Origin of the sequence: Apibacter muscae, from assembly GCF_007845635.1 — a bacterium.
Lineage (GTDB): Bacteria > Bacteroidota > Bacteroidia > Flavobacteriales > Weeksellaceae > Apibacter > Apibacter muscae.
On the sequence record NZ_SELG01000032.1, the window covers coordinates 20,522 to 45,888 of the forward strand.

General features: G+C 30.1%; 26 protein-coding genes. 16 read left to right on the forward strand and 10 right to left on the reverse strand.

Annotated features, from left to right (window positions below; all coding sequences use genetic code 11):
• Positions 1 to 6: 6 nt before the first annotated feature.
• Complete coding sequence (locus ETU08_RS05195; protein ID WP_146261966.1) at positions 7 to 1,674, forward strand: ribulokinase; 1,668 nt, start codon at positions 7 to 9, stop codon at positions 1,672 to 1,674.
• A 267-nt stretch (positions 1,675 to 1,941) separates the two neighbouring features.
• Here the strand turns inward: ETU08_RS05195 and ETU08_RS05200 are convergent, their stop codons facing one another.
• Complete coding sequence (locus ETU08_RS05200) at positions 1,942 to 3,495, reverse strand: anaerobic C4-dicarboxylate transporter (RefSeq protein ID WP_146261967.1); 1,554 nt, start codon at positions 3,493 to 3,495, stop codon at positions 1,942 to 1,944.
• 178 nt (positions 3,496 to 3,673) lie between these two features.
• Here ETU08_RS05200 and ETU08_RS05205 point away from each other — a divergent pair, with 178 nt between their 5' ends.
• Entirely contained in the window at positions 3,674 to 4,126 is a 453-nt protein-coding gene (locus ETU08_RS05205; RefSeq protein ID WP_146261968.1) for a protease complex subunit PrcB family protein, read from the forward strand.
• A gap of 14 nt (positions 4,127 to 4,140) precedes the next feature.
• Positions 4,141 to 5,316 carry a cysteine desulfurase family protein gene (locus ETU08_RS05210; protein WP_146261969.1) on the forward strand — a complete coding sequence of 392 codons (1,176 nt, stop codon included), beginning with the start codon at positions 4,141 to 4,143 and terminating at the stop codon, positions 5,314 to 5,316.
• A 3-nt stretch (positions 5,317 to 5,319) separates the two neighbouring features.
• Here the strand turns inward: ETU08_RS05210 and ETU08_RS05215 are convergent, their stop codons facing one another.
• On the reverse strand, positions 5,320 to 5,853 hold the full coding sequence (locus tag ETU08_RS05215) for a Smr/MutS family protein (protein WP_146261970.1): 534 nt from the start codon (positions 5,851 to 5,853) through the stop codon (positions 5,320 to 5,322).
• Positions 5,854 to 5,917: 64 nt separating this feature from the next.
• The gene (gene gldJ, locus ETU08_RS05220; protein WP_375764690.1) at positions 5,918 to 7,594 is read right to left on the reverse strand and encodes a gliding motility lipoprotein GldJ; all 1,677 of its coding nucleotides are present in this window, start codon (positions 7,592 to 7,594) and stop codon (positions 5,918 to 5,920) included.
• Positions 7,595 to 7,910: 316 nt separating this feature from the next.
• On the opposite strand from gldJ, the gene porV reads away from it, so the two are divergent.
• The 5 genes from porV to idi all read left to right on the forward strand — a co-directional run bounded on the left by porV (position 7,911) and on the right by idi (position 11,902).
• On the forward strand, positions 7,911 to 9,074 hold the full coding sequence (porV, locus tag ETU08_RS05225) for a type IX secretion system outer membrane channel protein PorV (protein ID WP_146261971.1): 1,164 nt from the start codon (positions 7,911 to 7,913) through the stop codon (positions 9,072 to 9,074).
• A gap of 88 nt (positions 9,075 to 9,162) precedes the next feature.
• Positions 9,163 to 10,176, forward strand: a complete 1,014-nt coding sequence (locus tag ETU08_RS05230; protein ID WP_146261972.1) for a DHH family phosphoesterase — start codon at positions 9,163 to 9,165, stop codon at positions 10,174 to 10,176.
• Complete coding sequence (locus ETU08_RS05235; RefSeq protein WP_146261973.1) at positions 10,163 to 10,717, forward strand: FKBP-type peptidyl-prolyl cis-trans isomerase; 555 nt, start codon at positions 10,163 to 10,165, stop codon at positions 10,715 to 10,717. Before ETU08_RS05230 ends, ETU08_RS05235 begins: the two co-directional genes overlap by 14 nt.
• A 22-nt stretch (positions 10,718 to 10,739) precedes the next feature.
• Positions 10,740 to 11,375: a DUF6348 family protein gene (locus ETU08_RS05240; protein ID WP_146261974.1), complete on the forward strand. Its 636-nt coding sequence runs from the start codon at positions 10,740 to 10,742 to the stop codon at positions 11,373 to 11,375.
• 5 nt (positions 11,376 to 11,380) lie between these two features.
• Positions 11,381 to 11,902 (forward strand): isopentenyl-diphosphate Delta-isomerase, encoded by a 522-nt coding sequence (gene idi, locus ETU08_RS05245; RefSeq protein ID WP_146261975.1) that lies wholly within the window; start codon positions 11,381 to 11,383, stop codon positions 11,900 to 11,902.
• Between the two features lie 339 nt (positions 11,903 to 12,241).
• Here idi and ETU08_RS05250 read toward each other — a convergent pair whose 3' ends face one another.
• The 4 genes from ETU08_RS05250 to ETU08_RS05265 are packed head-to-tail and all read right to left on the reverse strand — an operon-like array spanning position 12,242 to position 14,691.
• Positions 12,242 to 12,919, reverse strand: coding sequence for a YiaD family glycine zipper/OmpA-like lipoprotein (locus tag ETU08_RS05250; RefSeq protein ID WP_146261976.1), 678 nt, complete (start codon positions 12,917 to 12,919; stop codon positions 12,242 to 12,244).
• An 18-nt stretch (positions 12,920 to 12,937) separates the two neighbouring features.
• Entirely contained in the window at positions 12,938 to 13,411 is a 474-nt protein-coding gene (locus ETU08_RS05255; RefSeq protein WP_146261977.1) for a lipocalin family protein, read from the reverse strand.
• 31 nt (positions 13,412 to 13,442) lie between these two features.
• The gene (locus ETU08_RS05260; protein WP_146261978.1) at positions 13,443 to 13,931 is read right to left on the reverse strand and encodes a DUF6702 family protein; all 489 of its coding nucleotides are present in this window, start codon (positions 13,929 to 13,931) and stop codon (positions 13,443 to 13,445) included.
• 49 nt (positions 13,932 to 13,980) lie between these two features.
• Positions 13,981 to 14,691 (reverse strand): LOG family protein, encoded by a 711-nt coding sequence (locus tag ETU08_RS05265; RefSeq protein WP_146261979.1) that lies wholly within the window; start codon positions 14,689 to 14,691, stop codon positions 13,981 to 13,983.
• Positions 14,692 to 14,943: 252 nt separating this feature from the next.
• On the opposite strand from ETU08_RS05265, the gene ETU08_RS05270 reads away from it, so the two are divergent.
• Both ETU08_RS05270 and bshA read left to right on the forward strand, forming a co-directional pair.
• Complete coding sequence (locus ETU08_RS05270) at positions 14,944 to 15,573, forward strand: alpha/beta hydrolase (RefSeq protein WP_146261980.1); 630 nt, start codon at positions 14,944 to 14,946, stop codon at positions 15,571 to 15,573.
• A 1-nt stretch (position 15,574) separates the two neighbouring features.
• The gene (bshA, locus tag ETU08_RS05275; RefSeq protein WP_146261981.1) at positions 15,575 to 16,714 is read left to right on the forward strand and encodes an N-acetyl-alpha-D-glucosaminyl L-malate synthase BshA; all 1,140 of its coding nucleotides are present in this window, start codon (positions 15,575 to 15,577) and stop codon (positions 16,712 to 16,714) included.
• Here bshA and ETU08_RS05280 read toward each other — a convergent pair whose 3' ends face one another.
• The 3 genes from ETU08_RS05280 to ETU08_RS05290 form a co-directional block, all read right to left on the reverse strand.
• Positions 16,715 to 18,559, reverse strand: coding sequence for an ABC transporter ATP-binding protein (locus ETU08_RS05280; RefSeq protein WP_146261982.1), 1,845 nt, complete (start codon positions 18,557 to 18,559; stop codon positions 16,715 to 16,717).
• Between the two features lie 322 nt (positions 18,560 to 18,881).
• Positions 18,882 to 19,769: a PstS family phosphate ABC transporter substrate-binding protein gene (locus ETU08_RS05285; RefSeq protein WP_146261983.1), complete on the reverse strand. Its 888-nt coding sequence runs from the start codon at positions 19,767 to 19,769 to the stop codon at positions 18,882 to 18,884.
• Positions 19,759 to 19,962: a C4-dicarboxylate ABC transporter gene (locus ETU08_RS05290; protein ID WP_146261984.1), complete on the reverse strand. Its 204-nt coding sequence runs from the start codon at positions 19,960 to 19,962 to the stop codon at positions 19,759 to 19,761. The genes ETU08_RS05285 and ETU08_RS05290 overlap by 11 nt, the downstream gene beginning before the upstream one ends.
• 120 nt (positions 19,963 to 20,082) lie before the next feature.
• Between ETU08_RS05290 and tsaE the strand changes: the two genes are divergently transcribed.
• The 6 genes from tsaE (at position 20,083) to ETU08_RS05320 (ending at position 25,224) form a co-directional block, all read left to right on the forward strand.
• On the forward strand, positions 20,083 to 20,484 hold the full coding sequence (tsaE, locus tag ETU08_RS05295; protein ID WP_146261985.1) for a tRNA (adenosine(37)-N6)-threonylcarbamoyltransferase complex ATPase subunit type 1 TsaE: 402 nt from the start codon (positions 20,083 to 20,085) through the stop codon (positions 20,482 to 20,484).
• Positions 20,485 to 20,493: 9 nt separating this feature from the next.
• Positions 20,494 to 21,696: an alanine dehydrogenase gene (locus ETU08_RS05300; protein WP_146261986.1), complete on the forward strand. Its 1,203-nt coding sequence runs from the start codon at positions 20,494 to 20,496 to the stop codon at positions 21,694 to 21,696.
• On the forward strand, positions 21,693 to 22,055 hold the full coding sequence (locus tag ETU08_RS05305) for a hypothetical protein (RefSeq protein ID WP_146261987.1): 363 nt from the start codon (positions 21,693 to 21,695) through the stop codon (positions 22,053 to 22,055). The genes ETU08_RS05300 and ETU08_RS05305 overlap by 4 nt, the downstream gene beginning before the upstream one ends.
• Before the next feature lie 102 nt (positions 22,056 to 22,157).
• A complete protein-coding gene (gene accD / locus ETU08_RS05310; RefSeq protein ID WP_146261988.1) occupies positions 22,158 to 23,000 on the forward strand; it encodes an acetyl-CoA carboxylase, carboxyltransferase subunit beta in 843 nt (280 codons plus the stop codon).
• A 24-nt stretch (positions 23,001 to 23,024) separates the two neighbouring features.
• The gene (locus ETU08_RS11960; protein WP_221410539.1) at positions 23,025 to 24,446 is read left to right on the forward strand and encodes a nucleoside recognition domain-containing protein; all 1,422 of its coding nucleotides are present in this window, start codon (positions 23,025 to 23,027) and stop codon (positions 24,444 to 24,446) included.
• Positions 24,447 to 24,525: 79 nt separating this feature from the next.
• A complete protein-coding gene (locus ETU08_RS05320) occupies positions 24,526 to 25,224 on the forward strand; it encodes a DedA family protein (RefSeq protein ID WP_146261989.1) in 699 nt (232 codons plus the stop codon).
• The last annotated feature ends 143 nt before the right edge of the window (positions 25,225 to 25,367 follow it).

Sequence of the window (25,367 nt, forward strand, 5' to 3'; positions counted from 1 at the left end):
TAAAAAATGAAACTATCAGATAATTTAGTCATTGGATTAGACTATGGAACAGACTCAGGAAGAGCAATGTTAATGGATGCTGAAACCGGTAAGGAATTAGCATTATCAATCAAAGAATATCCTAGATGGAAAAAAGGGATGTATTGCGATCCTATAAAATCTCAATTTAGACAACATCCTTTAGATTACATAGAAGTACTAGAATTTATAGTTAAAGATGTATTAGAAAGAGTTCCGGGTGCTGCGGAAAAAGTTAAAGCTATCAGTGTTGATATGACAGGATCAACCCCTGTAGCTGTTGATAAAAATGGTACTCCATTATCTTTATTGGAAGGATTTGAAGAAAATCCGGATGCCATGTTTATCTTATGGAAGGATCACACCGGACAAAAAGAGAATGATTATATTAATGATTTTAGCAAAAAATGGCATTTAGATTATACTAAATCATCAGGTTGTGGAGATTATTCTACGGAACATTTTTGGACTAAAGCCTTACATATTTTCAAAATTCCTGAAATAAAATCCGTTGCACATTCTTTCGTAGAGTCTAGTGACTGGTTACCAGCTGTTCTTTGTGGGATAACAAAACCTGAAGATATAAAAAGAGGGATGGGAATCGCAGGTTCGCGTGTAATGTGGAATAAAGATTGGGGCGGCTACCCACCCAACGAATTTTTTAAAGCTTTAGATCCTGTTTTAGACGGATTGGTTGATACTTTTAACAAACAAGCATACACTTGTGACCAAGAAGCTGGTACCATAACTGCAGAATGGGCAGATCGTTTAGGTTTACCCAAAAATGTTAAAATAGCTGTAGGGAATCTGGATTGTCACGCAGGAGCGATTGGTGCAGGTGTTAAAGATAAATCTATGGTAGAAATTGTAGGTACATCTACATGTGCTATAACGGTAGGACCCAAAAGTTTAGGTAATAAATTAGTCCCTGGAATTCCACAACAGGCGGACGATATTATCCTTCCAGGATTGGTAGGTTATGAAGCTGGTCAATCTGCCTTTGGAGATCTTTACGCTTGGTTTAAAAAATTGCTAATGTGGCCATTAGACAATATTATGCTTAATTCTAACATTAGCGACGCTGAAACCCGTAAAGAATTGAGAGATGAAGTTTATGCAGAAATGATTCCAGCACTGGCTAAGGTTGCTAAAACTATACCTCCTAAAGATAGCCATATAATTGCTACCGATTGGATTAATGGAAGAAGATCACCCAATGTTGACTATGAACTAAAAGGCACCATTACTGGACTAGCACTATCAAGCATTGCTCCTTTGGTTTACAAATCTTTAGTTGAAGCTACTGCTTATGGAGCTAAAAATATTATTGATCGTTTTATAAATAATGGTGTTGAACTGAATGAAATTATTGCAGTAGGTGGAATTTCTCAAAAATCACCGTATGTTATGCAAGTTATGGCAGATGTCATTGGTATGCCAATAAAAGTTATTGCTACTCGTGAAGCTTGTGCTTTAGGTGTTGCCATGTGCGCATCTGTAGTAGCAGGAATTTATAAAAATATTGAAGAGGCACAACAAAAAATGGGCATGGAAATTTCAACCATATATTATCCGAATCAAGAGCATCATGAACATTATAAAATAGAATTTGATAAATACCTTCAACTGGAAAAAATAAAGGATATTATTCATTAACTATAATTTTCAGTTAATTCTTAAAAAAGAACCTATGAATGAATTCATAGGTTCTTTTTTAATACTTTTAAATAATCAAGTTCATTTAAAATGATGTATAAACTAAAATTTTATAAATCACCTATTCATTCCTATATTTTTAATAAAAAACAATTAAATACTAAATTAAAATCAAGACATTACAATTATTTAACTTTTGAGTAGTTAAAAATTTTAGCTATAAAAATAGGCACCATCCTTAAAAAATAAAGGATGGATAACAATTTTTTAATTATATATATTGGATAAAGATAAGGCAATAATTGTTGCTGAAATAACCCCTATAAGCCCTGGAACCATAAAACTGTGATTTAATATATATTTACCAATGTGGGTAGTTCCAGTACGATCAAAATTAATGGTTGCTAAATCTGAAGGATAAAAGGCAAAAAAGAAATAGGCATAGGAAGCCGGTATACAACCAATCAAAGTCGCTATTGGAATGTTTAGCATAAAACCTAAGGGCATCATTACTAAAATAGTTGCTGCCTGGCTTTTAAGAAACATAGAGACGCAAAACATAGCTATCGCAAAAGTCCAAGGACGTGCCCTTACAGCATCACTTATTAGAGATAGTAAGTAACTCTCATTATTTTTTATAACTGTTTCACTCATCCATGCAATTCCAAAAATCATAATTACAGCAATCATCCCTGCGTTAAAAACCTTTGTATCGGAAATTGCTTTTGCTTTAACCTTGGTACAAAATACTATTACAGCTCCTACTCCCAGCATTACAAATTGCAAAACACTGGTCATAGCCAAAGGCTTTCCATTATTTTTAGGTAAAATGGAATCTGGAAACAACGCAATGATAATAATAAATAGTATACCTAAGAAAAATAACGACAAAGATACTTTTGCATCTTTAGATGGAGTTCCATTAGACGTTTGTTCTAGATTTCCTACTATGTAAGCTCTCTGTTCTGGATCTTTCATTTTTTCTAAATATACAGGATCTTTGTCTAAATCTTTACCTCTATTTAAACTCCACGTGGCTGCTAAGATCATACCTATAAAACAGGAAGGTATAGTTACAATTAATATACTTAACAAACTTATAGTTACCCCCGAAGCAAGCGCTACACTTATCATTGCAGCTGATGCTGCAGCTATAGGGCTAGCGGTGATTCCCATCTGGCTAGCAATTGAAGCAACTGCCATAGGACGCTCCGGTCTTATTTTTTGTTTGTATGCTATGTCATAAATCACAGGAAGTAAAGGATAAACTGCATGTCCAGTTCCTACTAACATGGTTAATAAAAATGTAGACATTGGAGCTAAATAAACAATGTACTTAGGGTTTTTCCTTAAAATTTTTTCGGCGAATTTAACTAACATACCTAAAGCACCTGTGGCTTCAAGGGTTGAAGAGGTAGTAACAACAGCTAAAATTATTAGCATTACATCAATGGGGGGCATACCGGGTATATCTCGGAAAACAAACACTAGAATAGCTACTCCGAATCCTCCTAATAATCCTAAAGATACTCCTCCTTTTTTAATCCCAAAATAGATAATTACTAATAAAAATATAACTTGTACTACAAATTTTATGGGAGCATTTTTGGGAATTTCGTGATTTATAGAATTTTTAGATATCTCTTCCTTGGAACTTGTAGCTGTTTTAATAGTTTCCTGCTTATTTGTATCTGTATTTATAGAAGATACATTTTGTATGGATACAATAGTTTGAGGTGTTAAAGAATAAGTTTTACTAGGTAAAGTAAACAGCAATAAAAATATAATAAGGCTAAAACATGAAAGTAGTTTTGTTTTCATCTTTTTTGTGTAAAAATATTATAAATTACTCAACGAAATAAGTCTATAAATCATGAAATAACATGATATATCGCATAAAATATTTAATCATTATTTTTACTTATAATTTAAAATCTTTTAAAAGTATTTAAAAATATATTAACTAATTTTGTTGTAAGTTAATGAGTTTACATTCACTATGAGAAAATTTTTAGTTTTATTTATAACATTTTTTATTTTTCAAGGATGTATGGTAAGCCAATCAAAAAAAATTAAAAATATTTCTTTTCAAGTTTTAGATTCTGGTTCTTATAGCAATGTTGCTGATAAAAGTATTAAATTAGTCAATGATCAAAAAGAATTTGATTTGCTTTTTTCTAAAATCTATGGTACAGGTATAAAAGTACCTTTTGATTATTCCATAGAATGTAGCTATATTTTTATATTCTTTAAAGAACAAGCCTCTGGAGGTTTAAATTATAAAGTTACTAATGTTACACAAAATAATGATTCTATAAATATTTACTTAGATGTTGTTAAAAATGATGATATACCTACAATAAGTACTATGGCTATTTCTCATCCATTTATTGTGTTAAAAATAGGTAAATCTCAAGCTAATGATATAAATGTACTACTAACTAATGATTAATTTTAAGTAATTTTATGGCTACAAAAAAAATATATTTAGACAATGCTGCTTCCACACCTATGGATCCTAGAGTTATTGAGACTGTATGGGAATCCATGAAAGAGAATTTTGGAAATCCATCCGCCAGTCATAGTTTTGGACAAACCAGTAAATCTAAAATTGAAATAGCTAGAAAAATTATTGCAAAAGAATTAAATGCACAACCTTCTGAAATAATTTTTACTTCTTGTGGTACAGAAGCTAATAATCTTATTTTAAGGTCTTGCATAGAAAATCTTGCTATACAAAGGATCATAACTACTAAAATTGAGCACAAAAGTGTGGGTGAAACGGTTAAGTATTTAAAAAATAAACCTAATTTTGATATTATTTATTTACCCGTTAACTATAAGGGTGAATGGCAACTCTCAGATTTAGAAAATCTTTTACAAGACGGCACCCCAACTTTAGTTACACTTATGCATGCCAATAATGAAATTGGAAATTTAATAGATCTTAAATCAGTGGCGAATCTTTGTAAAAAATACAACGCTTGGTTTCATTCAGATACAGTACAATCCATGGGACATTATTCTATGAATTTCTCTGATGTGCCCATTGATTTCGCATCCTGTAGCGCTCATAAATTTCATGGTCCTCAAGGAATTGGATTTGCTTACATACGAAAATCAACAGGAATTAAAGCAATTCAAACTGGGGGTGGACAAGAAAGAGGTATGCGTTCAGGAACTGAAAATATTGCTGGAATTGTGGGTTTAGGTAAAGCTTTTCAATTAGCCATGATAGAGTTAGAAGAAAGGAAAAAAATTATTGAAGAATTAAAATTATACGCAATCACCCAATTAAAAAAATACATTCCCAACATTAAATTTAATGGTAAAAGCGATGATCTCAATCAAAGTATTTATACATTAATAAGTATTCTACTTCCATTTTCAAATTCTATGATTGGCTTTCAACTAGATATGAAAGGTATTGCAGTCTCACAAGGAAGTGCTTGTTCTTCAGGTGCAGTTAGTCCTAGCAGCACGATTCAAGAATTACTTACAGTTGAAGAACTAAGTTCTTGTAGTATTCTTAGGATCTCATTTAGTCATTTTAATACTAAAGAAGATATTGAACATTTGGTTATGGCTTTAAAAAATATTTATGAGCAAGATAAATCCAATGCTCGGGTTCATAAATCTTAATAACTATTTTTTAAATCTAATTTCTACCGCTCCAAACCTATACTTAACTATATCAGCCTCTAAAAATTCAATTTTAGGAATTGTTTTTAATAATTCATAAATTTCTTTTTTTAGTATTCCTTTCCCTTTGCCATGAATTAATATAAGTTTGTTCAAATCATCCTTTCTAGCCTTTTCAATTTCAATTATAGCTTGATTGATTTGTCTTTGTAGCATTTTATGAGGAGGAATATCTTTTATATTATCGATTAAATGTCCAATATGTAAATCAATCTCTCTTACTTGTACTTCTTTCTTGAGAATGTTTTTATATATCTCTTTGGATTCACTACTATCTTTGCATGTAATTGAATCATTATTTAATGTTTCATAATATAGATTTGCGTTATTTTCGATATTCAATAATTTATGTTTGGGGTATACATGCTCAAATCCATAGGTATCCACAACAATTACCTTATCAGAATATATCTTTTTAACCGTATAATACTCTTGTTCATCAACGATTGAAACCTTATTTCCTACACTTAATTTCATAGTAAAAAATAGAAGAAAAGGCTATCTTTTAAGGATAGCCTTTGATTTATTTTTAATTGTTTATTTATTTTGGAATTTTATTTTTAGATCCCCTTTGTGTTCTAGTTGAAGAGGACTCTTTTCCTTTATGGTCTTGAGCTACACGGAAACCAACCCAAACTGCTGATTCATTTTCACTCATGTATCTTCTTTGTCCCGGATCTAACCAATAAGCCGTATCGTTCCATGATCCACCTTTTATCACTCTTAAATCATTGCTAATTTGTGAAGTTCTAGACTTAGTATCTTTTTGAAGTACTACTCTTCCTTTTTCATCTACCACCCAATTTCTAATTGGTGAATTGTAAAAGTTATAACTACCACCTTCATTAGATATTCCTGCTCCAGCTTCTAAAGATGATTGTAAATCTCCATCTCTAAAATTTCTTGCATCTTCCACAACTTCCGTTTCAAATTTACCTGGTAAATTTTTGTAAACTAAACGTCCATCTGCTAATGTATCGTATTGTATAGAACCGTCATCTACTTTTTTAAATCTACCCGCTTCTCCACTTTCGTCATTTATAAACTGTTGATAAACATTACCTCTAAAGTAATTAAAATCGTTATAATCAGTATCTATAAGTGGTCGGTAAACATCTTGTGTCCATTCTGCAACATTCCCGTACATTCCGTAAAGACCAAAGGAATTAGATGGATAAGCTCTTACGTCGGAGGTTATCGCATTACCATCATTTCCAAATCCACCAATACCTGAGTAATCTCCTCTTCCTCCTGATTTGAAATTTTCTAAGAATTGTCCTCTATTTCTTCCTTTCTTACCTCTTAAACGATTAATCATAACATCTTTACCTTCTACTAAATTATATTGCCTATTGTCCGCTTCTGCCAATGCAGCATACTCCCATTCAGCTTCAGTAGGTAATCTGAATTTTTGTACTAAATTTCCTTGGGCGCTTTTATTTACCGATATTATTCTTTCATTTTTATTGGTTATACCACTTCTTTTAGCTACTTTTTCTTGATTTACAATTCCTTCCAAGGAGGGATCGTTGTACTTGTATTTTTCAACATTAAAAGAATTAGATCCTACATTATTTTCTGGATTAGAATAATAATCTTTAGGAATTATTCCTTGATTCATCAATTCTCTTTCATTTGCTCTATCCGTCAACCAATCGCAATATCTTTGTGCTTGCAACCAACTTACACCCACCACTGGGTAATTGTTAAATTGAGGGGCTCTGAAGTAATCTTCTGAATAAATATCGTTTCTTGATAATTTATTTTGCCATACTAAGGTATCTGGCAATGCTCCAAAATATATGTCTTTATAATTTTGATCTGTGGGTGAGTAAACATACTTAAGCCAAGTTACGTATTCCCTGTATTCATAATTAGTTACTTCGGTTTCTCCAATAAAAAAAGATCTTACTTGCATTCTTGTGGGTGTGTTGTTCCAATCATGCATAACATCGTCTTTAACTAAACCCATTGTAAAAGTACCACCTTCGACGAACACCATACCGGTCCATCCCTTCTCAGTTTTCTTTTTATTACTAAAAAACCAACCATTTTTATCATTGGGCTTCCATCCGGATAAACTCTGAGTATTCCTTGTACCTCCACCAGGTTTTGACCTTCCACTTCCTCCACCACAACTTGCTAGAGTCAATAATAAAGGAGATACAGTAGCTAATAACAAAATGAATTTTCCTATTTTCATTGTATTTATTTTCATCTTTTAAGTAAGCAAAAGTAATATATATTTTCTATTAGAATTTGATTTTTTTCACCTTCCACTATTACCATCATTAAACGTTAATGTAAAACTAATTATTGTATTCTTATATTTAAAATTAATTTATAATTCAATTAAATATTACAGTTAAACAATTTTTACATTTATCTTACGTTATTTTTTAAGTAAAGTAATAAATTGTATCCATCTGTATTCTAAAAAATATTATTTTTATAAAAAATTTAACTATAATAAAAAATAGCCTTAATTTGAGTTAAAAATTAACTCCTAAATTGTTTTAATTTAATTAAAATTCATGAAAAAAAAATTATTATTTCTATCTCTACTTAGTGTCTCGTCTTTATTTCAAGCTCAAAATAGGAATTACGCAATTGTAACGGGTGCTCCTTTTTTAAGGATATCTCCGGATGCTCGATCTGGTGGTATGGGTGACCAAGGGGTAGCCACTTCTCCGGATGCTTTTTCACAGTATTGGAACCCGTCTAAATATTCTTTTAATACTAGTTATTCCGGATTGGGAGTTTCCTATACTCCGTACATGAACAAGCTAACCAATGATGTTTTTTTACTAAATGGTACTTTTTACACTTTCTTAGGTGAGGAAGAAAGAAGTACATTATCCGCCAGTGTATATTACTTTAATATGGGTGAAATCCAATTAAATGAGCTTATGGGTAATAATATTGTTGAAAAAGGGATTTCTAAACCCAACGAATTTTCAATTGATGTTGCTTATGGTTTAAAACTAGCAGATGTTTATTCAATGGCTGTTACTGCGAGATATATACGCTCAGATTTATTTAATAATGTGGATAATTCTTACGCTCAAACTAAAGCAGCAAATACTTTTGCGGTTGATGTTACTGGTTACTTTCAATCAGAAAAAGGATCTTCCTTTAGTGGATATGAAGGCAGATGGAGAGCCGGTTGGGGAATTTTTAATATGGGTCCAAAATTAGATTATTCCAACAGTAGTCAAAATTCTAGTTATTTACCTACTCAACTTCGTTTAGGGGGGGGATATGATTTATATTTTGATGAAGATAATAAATTAGGTTTAACCGTTGAAGCTAGCAAATTATTGGTACCTGCCCCTGAGAAAATGACTGATCCTGATGGTGCTATCTATTACCAAATCCCTGACAAAAGTTTCCTTTCTGGAATGTTCAGTTCTTTTGGTAACAAAGATGTGGGTAAAGAAATTACTTATAGTATAGGTGCTGAATATACCTTTAAAAATGCATTTGCTTTTAGAACGGGTTATTTTCATGAAAGTCCTGAAAAAGGTGCTAGACAATATATAACTCTAGGAGCCGGTCTAAAATATCAATCTTTTGGAATTGACTTTTCATATTTAATTACTACTGCAAGCATTAATAATGCCTTAGATAATACTTTAAGGTTTGGATTAACTTGGGATTTTGGTGGAGAAAGCTCTAACGCTACCGAAAACTATTAATTCTAATCTTTTATAAATTAATTAAAAGATCACTTTTTATAATTAAAAGTGATCTTTTATTATAATATTCTTTTAAAAAAATTAGTATATGTTTTCACAAGAGGAATTATCTAAAATAAATAAACTCATAAACACGAGTAAAAATATATTAATTTTATCACACCATAATCCTGATGGAGATGCTATTGGATCCTCTTTGGCTTTAAATCTACTACTTTCAAACTTAGGTGTTCATTCAACTATTATAGTACCCAATGAGTTTCCAAAATTTCTTAAATGGTTACCGGGAGCTAAAAATATTGTTATTGCTGAACAGCGTCTTAAATTTACAGAAATAGCATTTGAAAATGCTGATTTAATATTTTGTTTAGATTTCAATAGTGCTTCTAGAATTAATCATTTAAAGGATAAATTAAGTCAATCTAAAGCTATTAAAATTCTTATAGATCATCATCAGCAGCCTGATGTTTTTGATTATGTATATTCGGATACTTCCCAACCTGCAACTTGTCAAATGATATTTAAATTCATTGAAGCCTTAGGAGAAAATAGTTTAATTGATAAAAATATAGCCACTTGTATCTATACAGGAATTTTAACTGATACAGGTAGTTTTAGATTTAGAAATACTACCGCAGAAACTCACATGATTATTGCTAATTTAATCGAGAAAGGTATTTATCCTGATGAAATAGCTTCTAATGTATTGGATAATAATACGCCTGAAAAAATTAAACTTTTGGGTACAGTTTTGGATTCTTTACAAATAATTCCAGAAAAAAATACAGCAATTTTATCACTAACACGCAATCAATTGAAATTATTTGGCTACCAAAAAGGGGACACTGAAGGTTTTGTAAATTATGGTCTTTCCATAATTGGTATTAAATTTGTCGCATTTTTCATGGAAGATATTCATAATAATTTTATTAAAATTTCTTTTCGATCTAAAGGTGATTTTGATGTTAATCAGTTCTCAAGAAAATATTTTAGCGGTGGAGGGCATATGAATGCGGCTGGGGGTAGAAGCGATTTAGACATGAAAGACACTTTACAAAAGTTTAAAAATATAATCAACACAGAAATTGATGAAATCTCTTAATTTATTAACTTTTCTTTTGATTCTTCTTTGTTTTTCCTGTCATAAAAAAGAGGCTTTTCAACCAATTAAAAGCAAATCCGCCTCAGAATTCATAAATATATCTAAAGAGTATTCTAAACAAAGAGAGGAAAAAGAAAGAAATTTTTTGCAAGATTGGATAAATAACCAAAAAGATTCATTGGGTATCGCTTATATGCCTACTGCCTCTGGTTTCTGGATTCGATTTATAACTAAAAACAATAACCCAAGAGCATTAAAAAATAATTTCGTTAAATATTCTGCTGAAATTAAAACCCTGACAGGCGAAACTATTTATAACTCTCAGGAATTTGGTTTTAAAGAGGGTGTAATGGGCAAATTCAAAGATATAAGAGGGATTGAAAGCTCTTTATATCTCATGGGAAAAGGAGAAACTGTTGAATTAGTTCTACCTTCTTTCACAGCCTATGGTTTTTTTGGAGATGAAAATAAAATAGGTGCAAATGTTCCTTTACTTGTTCTACTAACCTTAGATGATGTAAAAACCTTACCATTTAAATAATCCTTAAATTATATTCCCAACTATGGAAAAAGAAATTTTATCAAATTTATTGAAAGCTTACGATCTAGCCATTCTTGAATATAATGATTGGATTCTTGTTAACGAACAGCTTCCAGCTATTAGAGCAAATACCCAAGGATATAAAGAGTTCGACCAAGGGGTTAGTATTCGTTTAGATATTAGTGTACTTCTAGCGGATAAGAAGGTTATTAATGAAAGTTACCCAGGGATAGGTAAAGATAAAAAAGCTGCTATACAAAATGCTTTTCAAAATTTTATATCAAACTCCTTTTATATTTTTTTAGCATCTTTTTGGGAAATAAGGGAAGATGACCAAGTTGGAATTGAAAATTGGAATATAAATAATAATAATTGGAATATATATATCGGTAATTTTACTTGTAAAGGAGATTTTAATATTCCTTCAAACTTATTTAAAACTATTGAAGAGGTTGTAAAAAATGAATGCTTGACTGATGATATTTATTGGTTCCGCTTCTACTATGCTCATTTAAATACGGGTGAGATTATGATAGAGGCCTTAAAGAATAATGAGGATTGGAATGATTTAAAAGATAGCGTCAAAAACGAAGTACAGTGGGAAGATTCAGATAAATTTTATAGTCTTAGAAGTTTTATTTTGATAAAAAAAGTATAGCAAATATGGAGCATGTAATTTTAGTTAATAACAGAGATGAAGTGATTGGTGAAATGGAAAAACAAGAAGCTCATATTCAAGGAGTTTTACATCGCGCTTTTTCCGTATTTATATTTAATAGCAATCAAGAATTATTATTACAACAAAGAGCCTCTACCAAATATCATTCTCCATTAAAATGGACAAATACCTGTTGCAGTCACCCTAGAAAAGGAGAAAGTTATCTTAAAGCAGCCCATCGAAGATTACATGAAGAATTAAATTTTGATTGTGATTTGTATGAAAAATTTTATTTTATTTATAAAGCGGATGTTGGAGATGGACTTATTGAACATGAATTTGATAGAGTATTTATCGGTGAATACTCCGGCAAAATAAATTTTAATAGAAATGAAGTAGCTTCAGTAAAATGGATGAGCTTGTTAGACCTAAAAAACGATTTAAAACTAAACCCTAATCATTATACTGAGTGGTTTAAAATAATTTTTAATCAATACGAATACCAAATTCAGTATCATAAATTCTAACATATTTCCCCTTCATTTCTTTTATAAAACTTAAAATAAATAGTTAGTTACGTAAATTTTTTAATATAATATTCTTTTATAAAAATATTATATGTAGCTACAATATTTAACTAGGTTATTCTATATGTAATTCCTATATATAAATTATTTTTCCAATATAATCATTTTATTATCAATAGAATCTGTGAAGAAAGCATTTAACAAACAATTATTCAAAAAAATTTATTGAACCATCTAATAAGTCTGAATCATAAATATATTAAAAAAGAAATATCATTGTTATATATAAAAAATGGAAGGTAATAATACCTTCCATCTATAATAAATTTTCAATATTCTTTATTGATTGGTCTGTGCATCCCTAATCATTTTATCATTTGCAGTAATTGAAAACTCAACCCTACGGTTTAAAGCTCTTCCAGCATCAGTATTGTTATCTCCGATAGGATCTTCTTTTCCAAAACCTTTTGTTGATAGACGGTTACTTGCAATTCCATGAGCTATTAAATAATCTGCTACGCTCTTTGCTCTTCTTTCAGATAAATTTAAATTATATTGATCTGCTCCTTTAGAATCCGTATATCCATATATACCTATGTTTGTATCCGGATATTGTTTAAACACAGTTATAATTTTATCTAAATTTTGCTGAGCCGAAGAGGTAAGTGTTGATTTATCAAAATCAAATCGAATAGCATTTTCATTTAATACAACTTTAATCCCTTCTCCTACTCTCTCCACAGAAGCCCCTGGTATGCTTTGCTGTATTTGACGAGCTTGTTGATCCATTTTATGACCTATCACACCCCCAGTTGTACCACCAACAGCAGCGCCAATAACGGCACCTAAGGCTGCATTATTTTTATTTCCAATATTGTTACCTATAACCGCCCCTAATACTCCTCCTGCAACTGCACCTAACCCTGCACCTTTTTGAGTATTGTTTGCATTACAGGATACTAATAAGATACTTATAGATAAAATAAATAAAGTTATTTTAGAATAAAGTGTTTTCATAATTTAAATAATTTAATTTTATAATTTTCCAGTAGATAATCTTGTAAAATGATAACTTATTTTTACTCCGTTAATCACTTGGTTTAATGTAAACTCATTTTCTGAAGAACTTTGAAACTGATAAATAGTTCCTGTAGTTACTTTTCTTGCTTTGTCTCCATCATTTAATAATTTTAAAACCAAAGCATCTTGGTTATTGATATACCAAGAAAAACTTTGTACTCCGCTTGGACAATTATTTCCCCCTTGAAGTGTAAAATTACCTGTATAATTGTTAGAAACAAAATACCATGTACTATTGGTTAAACATTGTGCATCAAATTCATCAAATGCCTTTACTTTAACCATATTCTCAGAATATGTAACTTTGTCTAAGTTCCAAGTTCCTCTAACAATTCTTTGAGAGGATCGATTTACAGCATCGTTGTTACTTGTAGAGCAAGAATAAAAAAATAACATACTCAATACTCCTAATAAAATAAATTTTTTCATATTTAAATTCTTATATCTATGGGTTATTTAATTAAAAATTTACTCTTCCTGTTTCTGAACCTTTTTTACAAACTAAAGATTTTCTCTTACCATTAACTAAAAAACTTATAAAATTTTGTTGATCTGGAAAGTTATTTATAAGTATAGAATTTTTAATGGTTATTGAGTTAATAAGACCTTCTAAATTAGTTGCTTCATAATAAACCCAAATTACGTTCCCATCAGGATTATACGAAGAGAAATTGAAGGATACAGGAACATCATTTACAGAAATTTTTACATTCTGTTGCAAATATTTACTTAAACTTGAACCAAATGTGTTAGTACTAGCTTTTACACCTAAAATTTTTTCAATATCTAAGGTATTAATTTTCGTAGATAATTTTAAAGTTTTATTCCCTTGAATATATTCGACCTTTGTAATAGAGGTGTGAAATTGATCTGAGTTTAATTTATAAAACGATAAAAATATTAAAGGCAATAATATTAAAATAGCTTTACTTAAGTATTTCTTTTTCATAAAATTATTTATGTTTATGTTTTAAAACAAATTTAATGCCAATATGAAATCAAAAATTCTGTTTAATGCTATACTTATCATAAAAATCTCGAATATGATTTACAACCTCATCAGCACTATCTGCAACTTTAAACAGTGAAAAATCCTGTTCATTAATATTTTTTTCCACTAACATTGTATCTTTCAACCAATTCAACAAACCTTTCCAGTATTTTGCACCTACTAATACTATGGGGAATTTACTTGTTTTTTTGGTCTGTATCAATGTTAAAGCCTCGAAAAGCTCGTCCAATGTACCAAAACCACCAGGCATAACAACAAACCCTTGCGAATACTTTAAAAACATAACTTTTCTAACAAAAAAATAATTAAAATCCATGCTTAGTTTATGGTCTACATACGGGTTACTTCCGGTTTCAAAAGGAAGTTCTATATTTAGTCCAATGGACTTTCCACCAGCAGCTTTCGCCCCCTTATTTCCAGCTTCCATAATTCCTGGACCACCTCCTGTAATAATACCAAAACCAATTTCTGTTAGTTTATAAGCAATTTCTTCTGTTAACTTATAATAATTATTATCCGCTGGTGTTCTGGCTGATCCAAATATAGAAACGCAGGGTCCTATTTTAGTCATGGTCTCAAAACCATTGGTAAACTCAGCCATAATTTTAAACAACATCCAACTATCTTTTGTTTTTATTTCATTCCAATTTTTTTGATTAAAATTGGTAGATATAAAATTTGTATTTGATTCATCCATGCATTTACTTTTTAACAAAAATACACTTAAATAAAATTATAAGAATAAATTATTGTGATTTGAATTTTATATTCATCAATTATGAGAGGATAAACAAGGTTAAATTTTTAATGGTAATAATATTTTATTTAATTGAAACTATATTTATGAATATATTTATGAATATATTTATAGTACAAGTTTCATCTTTATTTTTATCTAATTAAATGAAATCTATATTTTTAATTACCTTTGTTTAGAAAAAAAATATAAATGATCGATTATTTAGTACGTGAACCTAAATCTGCCATTGAAAATCCATCTTTATTTCTTTTATTACATGGATATGGAAGTAATGAAAAAGATTTATTTAGTTTTGCTGATGAACTACCAGACGATGCTTATGTAATAAGTCTTAGAGCTATTAAAAAACTTCCCATGGGTGGATATTGTTGGTATGAGTTGGATTTAAGCAAAAATGTACGCATTTTAGATATTGAGCAAACTCAAAAATCTCAAGATATAATCTTAAAGTTTATAGATCAGATACATGATAAATATCCTTTCGACAAAAATAATATATCTTTAATTGGTTTTAGCCAAGGTGCTATCCTATCATTTTCTTTAGCACTTCATAATCCCCATAAATTTAAAAAAATTCTTTGTTTAAGTGGTTATCCAGATCCTGATCTTCTTGCAGATGTTGATATGGGTTCAGACTTTTCTGATTTAGAATTTTATTTTTCTCATGGAATTGAAGACCCTATCATCCCCGTACAATGGGCTAGACAATTTAAATCCATCGCTGAAGAGCTTGATCTACATTTTGAATACCATGAATATCATCAGGGGCACGGTATTAATTCTGAGAATTATTACGATTTATTAAATTTCATTCAATAAAATGAAAATAGGCATAGTTTGCTATCCTACGTACGGTGGAAGTGGAATAGTTGCTACACAATTAGGTATGGAAATGGCTTCCCAAGGGGATGAAGCACACTTCATAAGTTATAGTTTACCTGCTAAATTAGATATTACTCTTCCTAATATTTATTTTCATCAAGTAAATGTTAAACCATATCCCCTTTTTGAATACCAACCTTTTTCACTAGCACTTTCAACAACCATTGTAAACATTGTAGAAACGTATAAGTTAGATTTATTGCATGTTCATTATGCCATTCCACATGCGTATGCTGCCTATTTTGCTAAACAAATATTAAAAGAAAAAGGCATTGAACTACCTGTAATTACTACGTTGCACGGTACAGATATAACCTTGGTTGGTCAACACCCAATTTATAAATCTGCTGTAGAATTTTCAATCAATCAATCCGATTATATAACTTCTGTATCAGACAGTTTAAGAAAGGAAACTTACCATCAATTTAATATTCATAAAGAAATTGAAGTAATACCTAACTTTATAAATAATGCTGAAATAAATGAAAATTCTCATTGTTTAAAGAAAAACTTTGTTAGCAATGATGAAAAATTATTGGTACACGTGTCAAATCTTAGAAAAGTAAAGAGAATAGATGATGTAATGAAAATTTTCAATTTGGTACAAAAAGAAGTTAAATCAAAATTATTAATCGTGGGCGAAGGTCCGGAAGCTGAGACTATCGACAGATATACTTATAAATTCAAATTAGGCGAGAAAGTCAAAAATTTCGGAAAAATTCAAGATGTTCAAAATGTTCTTCGCATTACAGATCTTTTTTTACTACCCTCGGAACAAGAGAGTTTTGGTTTAGCTGCATTGGAAGCTATGGCTTGCGGAGTACCTGTAATATCCAGCAATGCGGGGGGAATCACAGAAGTAAACAAAGACGGGTATTCAGGTTTTGTCTCTCCTATAGGAGATGTGGAATCAATGGCTAAAAATGCCATAAGACTTCTAAAAGATGAAGATTTATTGCTTAAATTCAAAAAACAAGCTAAGAATGAAGCTTTACTTTTTGATAATAGTACAATTATACCCAAGTATAAGGAATTGTATAATAGAGCCTTAAATCAAAAGCTAAAACCAAATATTTAATTAGGAGAAGTTTTGCATATCAATTAATTTCTTATAAATACCATCAATGGCTAAAAGTTCTTGATGAGTCCCTTGCTCCATAATTTTCCCATGCTCCATTACAATTATGATATCAGCCTTAACAATGGTTGATAGTCTATGTGCGATAACAATAGATGTCCTGTTAGACATTAAATTTTCGAAGGCTTCTTGTACTACACGCTCACTTTTAGTATCTAAAGAAGCTGTTGCTTCATCTAAAATCATGATGGGAGGATTTTTCAATATAGCTCTGGCTATCGTAATTCTTTGCCTTTGTCCTCCGGAAAGTTTCATCCCCCCCTCTCCTACAGAAGTTTCAAATCCCTCTGGCAATTGCTCAATAAACTCCAAAGCATTTGCCGCCTTTGCCGCACTAACCACTTCTTCCATTGTAGCATTGGGATTACTAAGCCTTATATTATTGATAACAGAATCATTAAATAAGATATTTTCTTGGGTTACCATTCCCAACAATTTTCTATACTCCTTTAGATCCAACGATTTTAAATTGTGGCCATCAATAAGTATTGAACCGCTATCTACATCATAGAATCTAGCTAGCAAATTAACCAATGTTGTTTTACCACTTCCGCTTTGCCCAACAATAGCTACTGTTTTACCTTTTTTTATTTCTATGGAAACGTTGGTTAAAATAGGATGATCTTCTTGATACTGAAAAAATATATTATTAAAAGATATGCTATCCTTTAGTCCCGTTAATTTAATAGGATTTTCAGGTTCATGTATTTGTATATTCGTATCTAAAGTTTCCACTAATCGGTCAGTAGAGGCTGAACCTTTATGCAAATTTGAAATTGAGGTTGACAAGGTTTTGGCTGGCTCTAACAATTGAAAAAATAAGGCTATATAAACTAAGAAAGAGGCTAAATCTAGTCCTTTATTTCCATCCAAAATTAAGACTCCTCCATACCAAGTGATAAAAATCATAGCTACCGATCCTAAGAATTCTGATGAAGGAGAAGCCAACTCATATTTTTTCATCATACTTATCGATAACTTTCTTAAGTTGCTTACGCTTTTTTGGAATCTATTTTTCATAGATTCTTCGGCATTGAAAATTTTTATAATTTTTGCTCCATTTAATGTTTCATCTATTATTGATAAAACATTTCCAGATTCTGTTAATCCTTTTCTAGCATCTTTTTTTAAACTTTTTCCTATGGAAGATATTATCCAAGCCATAAAGGGCAAAACAATTAAGGCAATTAAGGTGAGTGATGGACTTATGATTAATAAGGTTATTAAGGTAAATATAAGGGAGAAAGGCGTTCTCCATAGCTCTAGTATAGCATTTAATGTATTTCCTTCTATTTCAGTAACATCATTGGATAACCGAACCATAATGTCTCCCTTTTTCTTTTCAGTGAAAAAAGAAACTGGTAGAGTCAATATTTTATTATATAAAGCAGACCTAAGATCTTTAGATACTCCACTTCTTAATAATACTATAAAGTACTGTGCTAAATACCTAAACACATTTCGAAGAAAAAAAAGAAGTATAACTGATACACAGAGAATACTTAGAAATTTTTTTTCTCCCATATTATGTATATTGTTCTGAAGAAATAAATAAATTTGATACTTTAGTTCAGAAAAAAAACCATTTTCCGCTTGTTCTTTTACATGATCTAAAGTTTCTTTTTGCTTAACACTTCCTCCCAATAACATATCTAATATGGGCATAATTGATACTACCGAAACAATTGAAAATAGTGAATAAAGAATATTAAATGTAATACCTAATATAAAATCTTTTTTATATGGAGATGCAAACTGCTTAAGAATTCTTTTTAATGATTTCATTTAAAATTGTATAATCTGTGGTCATTGACAAAAGTAGTTAAATTTTTAAAATTAGTCCCTTCAACCATTTGGATAAATTTAATACAAATTCCTTGCATTAGTAACTAATATTTTGCTTTCTAAATAATTAAATCTTTTCTAGCAAACATTACTTAAATGTTTGAATTTGCATACTTAGAGATAAAAATTCATCCGAAAAAGAAATTAAATCTAACCTTTTGCATAAATATCTAACCAACTAGTTTTAAAGTTTGATTTATTAATATCAAAAAATAATGAAATAATTAATTATTTCATTATTTATAGCATATCTTTTATTTACTTATTTAGTAATATTAATATTTCTTTCGTAGAGATAGTAGGGTTGATACCCTTCTTTTGAGACGATTAATTGTCCCCTTTGAGAAGTACTAAACCGAAGAAAGCTACTGCCTATACCAAAACCATTCTCAGCGTTAAGAAGATAGATTCTTCGGGTAAACGGATATTTATTTGATTTGAAGCTTTCTAGATTAGGAGATATTATTTCACCATCTTTAGATCTAATTGGCAAAATCTTTATATTATTCAAAATCTTTTTAAAATTCTCATCATTAGAATAATTCAAAGTTGAAAGTCCGGTTATACCAATGTAGGAAGGATTATTATCAATATAATTTATTAACTCTTGGGCATCTTTGAATGAATTGATCTTTTCTCCTTCTTTAAATTTAAATTTTAATATATTTTTCAACGTATTATAATTACTTGTATAAATTCCATCAAAAACATACTTACTGTTTTCAGAAACTATATCTGTTTTCAATGTCTGTATAGATAATTCGCTAATGTTATTTTTTTTGGAAGTAATAAAGATGACTCCATCACAAGCGATTTGAGCTGACTTATATTTTTTCTTTGTGCGATTAAATATAAAATTTGCTTCTTCATCGGTTAAATTTCTTCCAACCATAATTACGGTTGCATTGCCATTAATAAAATTATTAATTGCTAGAGCCTCAGCCTGTGGTTGAACATCAATAATAGCCTTAGGATAAACAGTATTAAAGACTTGATTTAAAGATAATGCCAATTCATAAAATGAAGGATCAACCGACAAATCAACTTTTCCTTTTTTATAATATTGTTCTTTACTTTCTTCTTTGGAACAAGAATTAAAAATTATTATTACTAAACTATATATAAATATTTTATAAAAATTATTCTTCATTATTCTTCATATATTTTAATGCTCTATAGGCTCTATATAAACCATATATCACTAATAATAATCCTAAAGCTAAACTTCCTTGATTGGAAAGTGGTAAAAAAAATTTTTTGTATAATAGAACAAGCCCCCCAATAACTATATATGAAATACCTATAAGCAAAGAAAGGGTTTTGTAATCCCATTTAAATTTCATTGTGAATCTTATTTTCTCTCAAAAGTACAACAAAAATAAATTTATTGTATTTTTGTTATTTATACTTTATATTTTACAGACGAGATTTAATTTATACCTAAAACTTAATGTATATATACTATGAATAAATTAATTCATAATTTAAATGAATTGGAACAAGTAGCCGAATCTATCATTACAAATTCAAAATTTAAAATATTCACTTTACAGGGTAATTTGGGTGCAGGAAAAACTACATTGGTAAAATTTTTATGTAAATATTTAAACTGTGAAGATAATATAACGAGTCCTACATTCTCACTTGTCAATGAATATACTTGTCCTACTTCAAAAATTTATCATTTTGATCTATATAGAATAGAACATATTGAAGAACTTTTAAATATAGGATTTCACGAATACATTAATTCTGGAAATTATTGTTTTATAGAATGGCCGGAAATATCCGAAAATGAATTGGCAGAGCATCATAAAATTTCTTTAAATTTGGAAGGTCAAACAAGGCAATTAAGCTTTAGCTAGGAAATATTTATGGGCATTTATTCACCTTTTACTGCAAATGAACTTATACCTCAAGAAGAGAAAATTGAGGTGGTTAAAAAAGGTGGAAAAATTAGCATAGGAATACCTAAGGATGACGAAGTCTATGAAAACAGAATTGCTCTTACCCCAGATGCTGTTTCTACTCTTACTTGTAACGGCATTGAGGTCATTATTGAGCAAGGAGCTGGAGAAGGAGCTCATTTTACTGATATTCAATACTCAAATGCCGGAGCTAAAGTAAGTCAGAATCCCAAAGAAGTTTTCTCACAACCAATAATTTTAAAAACAGCTCCTCCTACCTTAGAACAAATAGACTTATTGCAAGTCAACTCCTACTTAATATCTTCGGTTCAGATCAATACACAAACCAAAGAATTTTTTGAAAAGCTTTCTAGTAAAAAAATAACAGCTCTTGGTTTTGAATACATAAAAGATAATCACAACGAATTTCCTATAGTAAGAATACTAGGTGAAATTGCTGGTATGGCATCCATACTTATTGCCGCAGAATTATTATCGTCAACCGCGAATGGCAATGGTTTATTATTGGGTGGAATTGCAGGAGTTAGACCTACCAATGTTGTAATTATTGGGGCTGGAAATGTTGGTATAAATGCAGCTCGATCTGCCCTTGGCTTAGGTGCAACCATAAAAATTTTTGATAATTCTATAAAACGTTTAAGGCGATGCCAAGAGATATTAGGAACAAAGATATATACTTCTACCTTAGATCCTAAAGAATTAAGAAAAGCACTTCTCCGTTGTGATGTTGTAATAGGGTGTTTACGAGGAGAGAACCGCTCTCCCATTATAGTTACAGAATCTATGGTCAAACAAATGAAATCAGGAGCTGTAATTATTGATGTTTGCATTGATAACGGTGGTATTTTTGAAACTTCTCAAATTAAAAAAACAAACGGTCAATCATATACTGAACATGAAGTAATTCATTATTGTAACCCAAACATTACTTCTAAATATGCTAGAACGACATCAAAGGCATTAAGCAATTTTTTTCTTAGTTATTTTTTAGATTTAACCAATCAAGGTGGATTTGAAACGATATTTACGAAAAACAGAGGCTTATATAAAGGAATTTACATGTATAAAGGAAGAATAACCAATCAGCAAATATCTCAATGGTTTGCTTTACCCTACCAAGATATTAATCTTTTAATCACTGAATTATGAATTTTTTTAAAAGGCTAAGGTTATATTTATCTGGCGTTTTCTTAGGCTTAATCTTCCTTTTATTTATGTATGGAGATAAGGTTTTTTCCTGGTCTTATTTACCTAATGATAGAGTACTGGCAGAAATTAAATTAAAAAAAATTAGTTTTTCACCGCAAAGTGAAAGTTATTTAATTAAAAATAATTTAAGTACCTCTTTTATTTTAGATACAGTGTTAGTTAAAGGATCTATAGATTTTAATGAAAGTAATGCACAAAATAAACCTTGTCCTTACTACACCTTATACCATAATAACATTAAGGTAACTTTCACTAAATGCAAGGATTCGGTTATTATTAACTCTCTTAAACATAAATAATTGCATTTAAAATTTAAACCAATTAAATATTATTGCATAAAAAATAGATTTTTTAATTTTTTACTATCTTTACGACCTTAAATATATAAATATAATAAATTTATGGGATGGTTTACTAGAAGTAAAAAAAACATCAACACTAGCGAAAAAATGGATGTTCCTAAAGGGTTGTGGTACAAAACACCTTCTGGGAAAATTATTGAAACAGATCAATTAAAAGCCAATTTCTACGTTAGCCCCGAAGATGATTTTCATGTAAGAATTGGTAGTAAACAATACTTCGAAATCCTTTTTGATAAAGGAAAATTTAAAGAACTAGATGAAAAAGTTACTAGTAAGGATCCCTTAAATTTCACAGATACAAAATCTTATAAAGACAGACTTAAAGAAGCTACTAGTAAAACAAAGCTCCAAGATGCTATACGTAACGCCGTTGGTAAGATCAATGGTATGGAAATATGCATTTCTTGCATGGATTTTAGTTTTATTGCTGGATCCCTGGGCTCAGTTATGGGGGAGAAAATTAGACGAGCGATCGATTATTGTCTAGAAAATAAACTCGCATACGTTATTATTTGCCAATCTGGAGGAGCACGAATGCAAGAAGCGGGAATTTCCCTGATGCAAATGGCTAAAGTAGAAGCTAAATTAGCCCAACTAAGCAAAGCAAAGCTTCCCTATATCTCTGTATTGACGGATCCATCGTACGGTGGTGTAATGGCCTCCTTCGGATCTACCGGTGATTTAATCATTGCTGAACCCGGTGCTTTAATTGGATTTGCAGGTCCAAGAGTAATAAAAGAAACCATAGGTAAAGACTTACCACAAGGATTTCAATCTGCAGAATTTCTCTTGGAAAAAGGGTTTGTAGATATCATTTCTCATCGTAGAGATTTAAAAGATACCATATACAAATGTGTAGACATGCTTACTAATACAAAATAATACTTATTACAATATTGGTTAACTATGGCTCTTAATTACATTTGGATTGCTTTTTTTGTATTATCTTTTATAGTTGGGTTAATCAAACTTATATTTTTAGGAGACACTTTAATTTTCAAAGAAATGGTTGATGGGCTTTTTAGCACGACCAAACAATCTGTAATGGAAATAGCTTTACCATTGGCTGGAATGATGACATTTTGGCTAGGTATAATGAAAATTGGGGAAAACGCAGGAGCCATACGTTTTCTGTCCAAACTTGTAGGACCCTTTCTCAGTAAATTATTTCCCTCTATTCCTAAGAATCATCCTGCCATTGGAAATATGATGATGAATTTTAGTGCTAATTTACTTGGATTAGATAACGCTGCAACTCCTTTAGGACTAAAGGCTATGGATAGCTTACAAACATTAAATCCTAAAAAAGATACAGCCACAGATGCACAAATCATGTTTTTAGTTCTCCATACTTCTGGGCTTACATTAATACCTACTTCCATTATGCTTTACAGGTATTTAAATGGAGCTCAAAACCCTACGGATATTTTTATTCCATGTATTGTTGCAACTTTTTGTACCACTCTTTTTGGAATTATTATTGTCAGTTTAAAACAGAAGATAAACTTATTTTCCCGAAATATTATATTAGGTTTGGGTCTAAGTCTACTTTTTATAATTTCAATGTCATTTTATATAAAAAAAACTTCGGCAACTTATGAAGCAAAAGCTAGTGAGTATGTAAATAAAATAACCCCAGATTTAATAAATTATAAAATAAACAATACAGAGGATTTAAAAAATCTTTATCCTTCCTCTTTTCAAAAAGAATTTGAAAAAAATCATAAGGAAGAAAGTCTAACACCTGAATTGATAGCAAAAAGCAATCGAGAATATATAAATTTTGAATCTGCTACAGCTTCACGTGTCTTGAGCAATATTTTATTGTTATTGATTCCTGTAACTTTTATTTCAGGTGCATTTGTTAAAAAAGTAAATGTATTTGAAAGCTTTATAGACGGAGCTAAGGATGGGTTTAATGTAGCAGTTAAAATTATTCCTTATCTGATAGCAATGCTTGCTTCTATAAGTCTTTTAAGAACTAGTGGAATCATGGATTATTTACTTGATGGCGTTGCCTATTTATTTTACACTTTAAAATTAAATACAGAGTTCATACCCGCTTTACCCACAGCTTTTATGAAACCTTTAAGTGGAAGTGGAAGCCGAGCATTAATGATTGAAGCCATGCAGAATTATGGTGCTGATTCTTTTGTTGGTAGATTAGCTTGTATATTTCAGGGTAGTGCAGATACCACTTTTTACATTATTGCATTATACTTTGGTAGTGTTGGAATTAAAAAAATTCGTTATGCTCTTTCGGCGGGGCTTCTTACAGACTTATTAGGAATTATAACTTCTATTTTAATAACCTACTATTTCTTCTAATTGGTTGTGGTTAATATTAAAAAATCTTATGGATTATTAAAATATTAATATATTTGTATTAATATTTTTAATAAATCTAATGAATAATTTTGATTGGAGCCAATTTACTTGGGGGCAGTTAGTTAATCCGGAATTTTACATAAAATTGGGTGGATTGTATTTAGTTCTTTTTATAATTTTTGCAGAAACTGGTCTTTTTGCTGGTTTTTTTCTACCTGGTGACAGTCTATTATTTCTTTCTGGCATTTATAGTAAAGAACTAATTCAGGAATTTGTATCGATTGATTCCGATTTCCTTAATGTGTTTTTGTTAAGTAGTCTTGTAGCAACCGCAGGGATTATAGGAAATGAAATTGGATATTGGTTTGGAAAAAAAAGCGGTCCTTACCTATTCCAAAAAAAAGATACATTCTTATTTAAGAAAAAATATTTATTTCAGGCTAAAGAATTTTACGATAAACACGGAGGAATGGCTATAATACTAGCTAGATTTTTACCTATCTTAAGAACTTTTGCTCCTATAATTGCAGGTATAGTACAAATGAGCAAAGGAAAGTATTTTCTCTATAACGTAATTGGATCTGTAGCTTGGTCTTTTTCTTTAATTTTTGCTGGACACTATCTAAATCATTTTTTCTTAAAAGAATTTAATTTCGATTTAAAACAACATATTGAGATGATCGTTTTAATAATGGTATTGGTTACCACAGCACCAGTTTTATATAAAATATTCTTTAAAAAAGAGACAAAGAAAGGTGAAATGAATTTAAATGATTAAATTGCTAATACATTAAATCTATTCTATTTTAGAAATTGGATTAAACAAAAAACAAGGATAAACTACTAATTGCAGTTTATCCTTATTTTTTTTATAGTTTTTAAATCAATAATTTTTAAACTCTTAGAAAAATCCAATAAAAA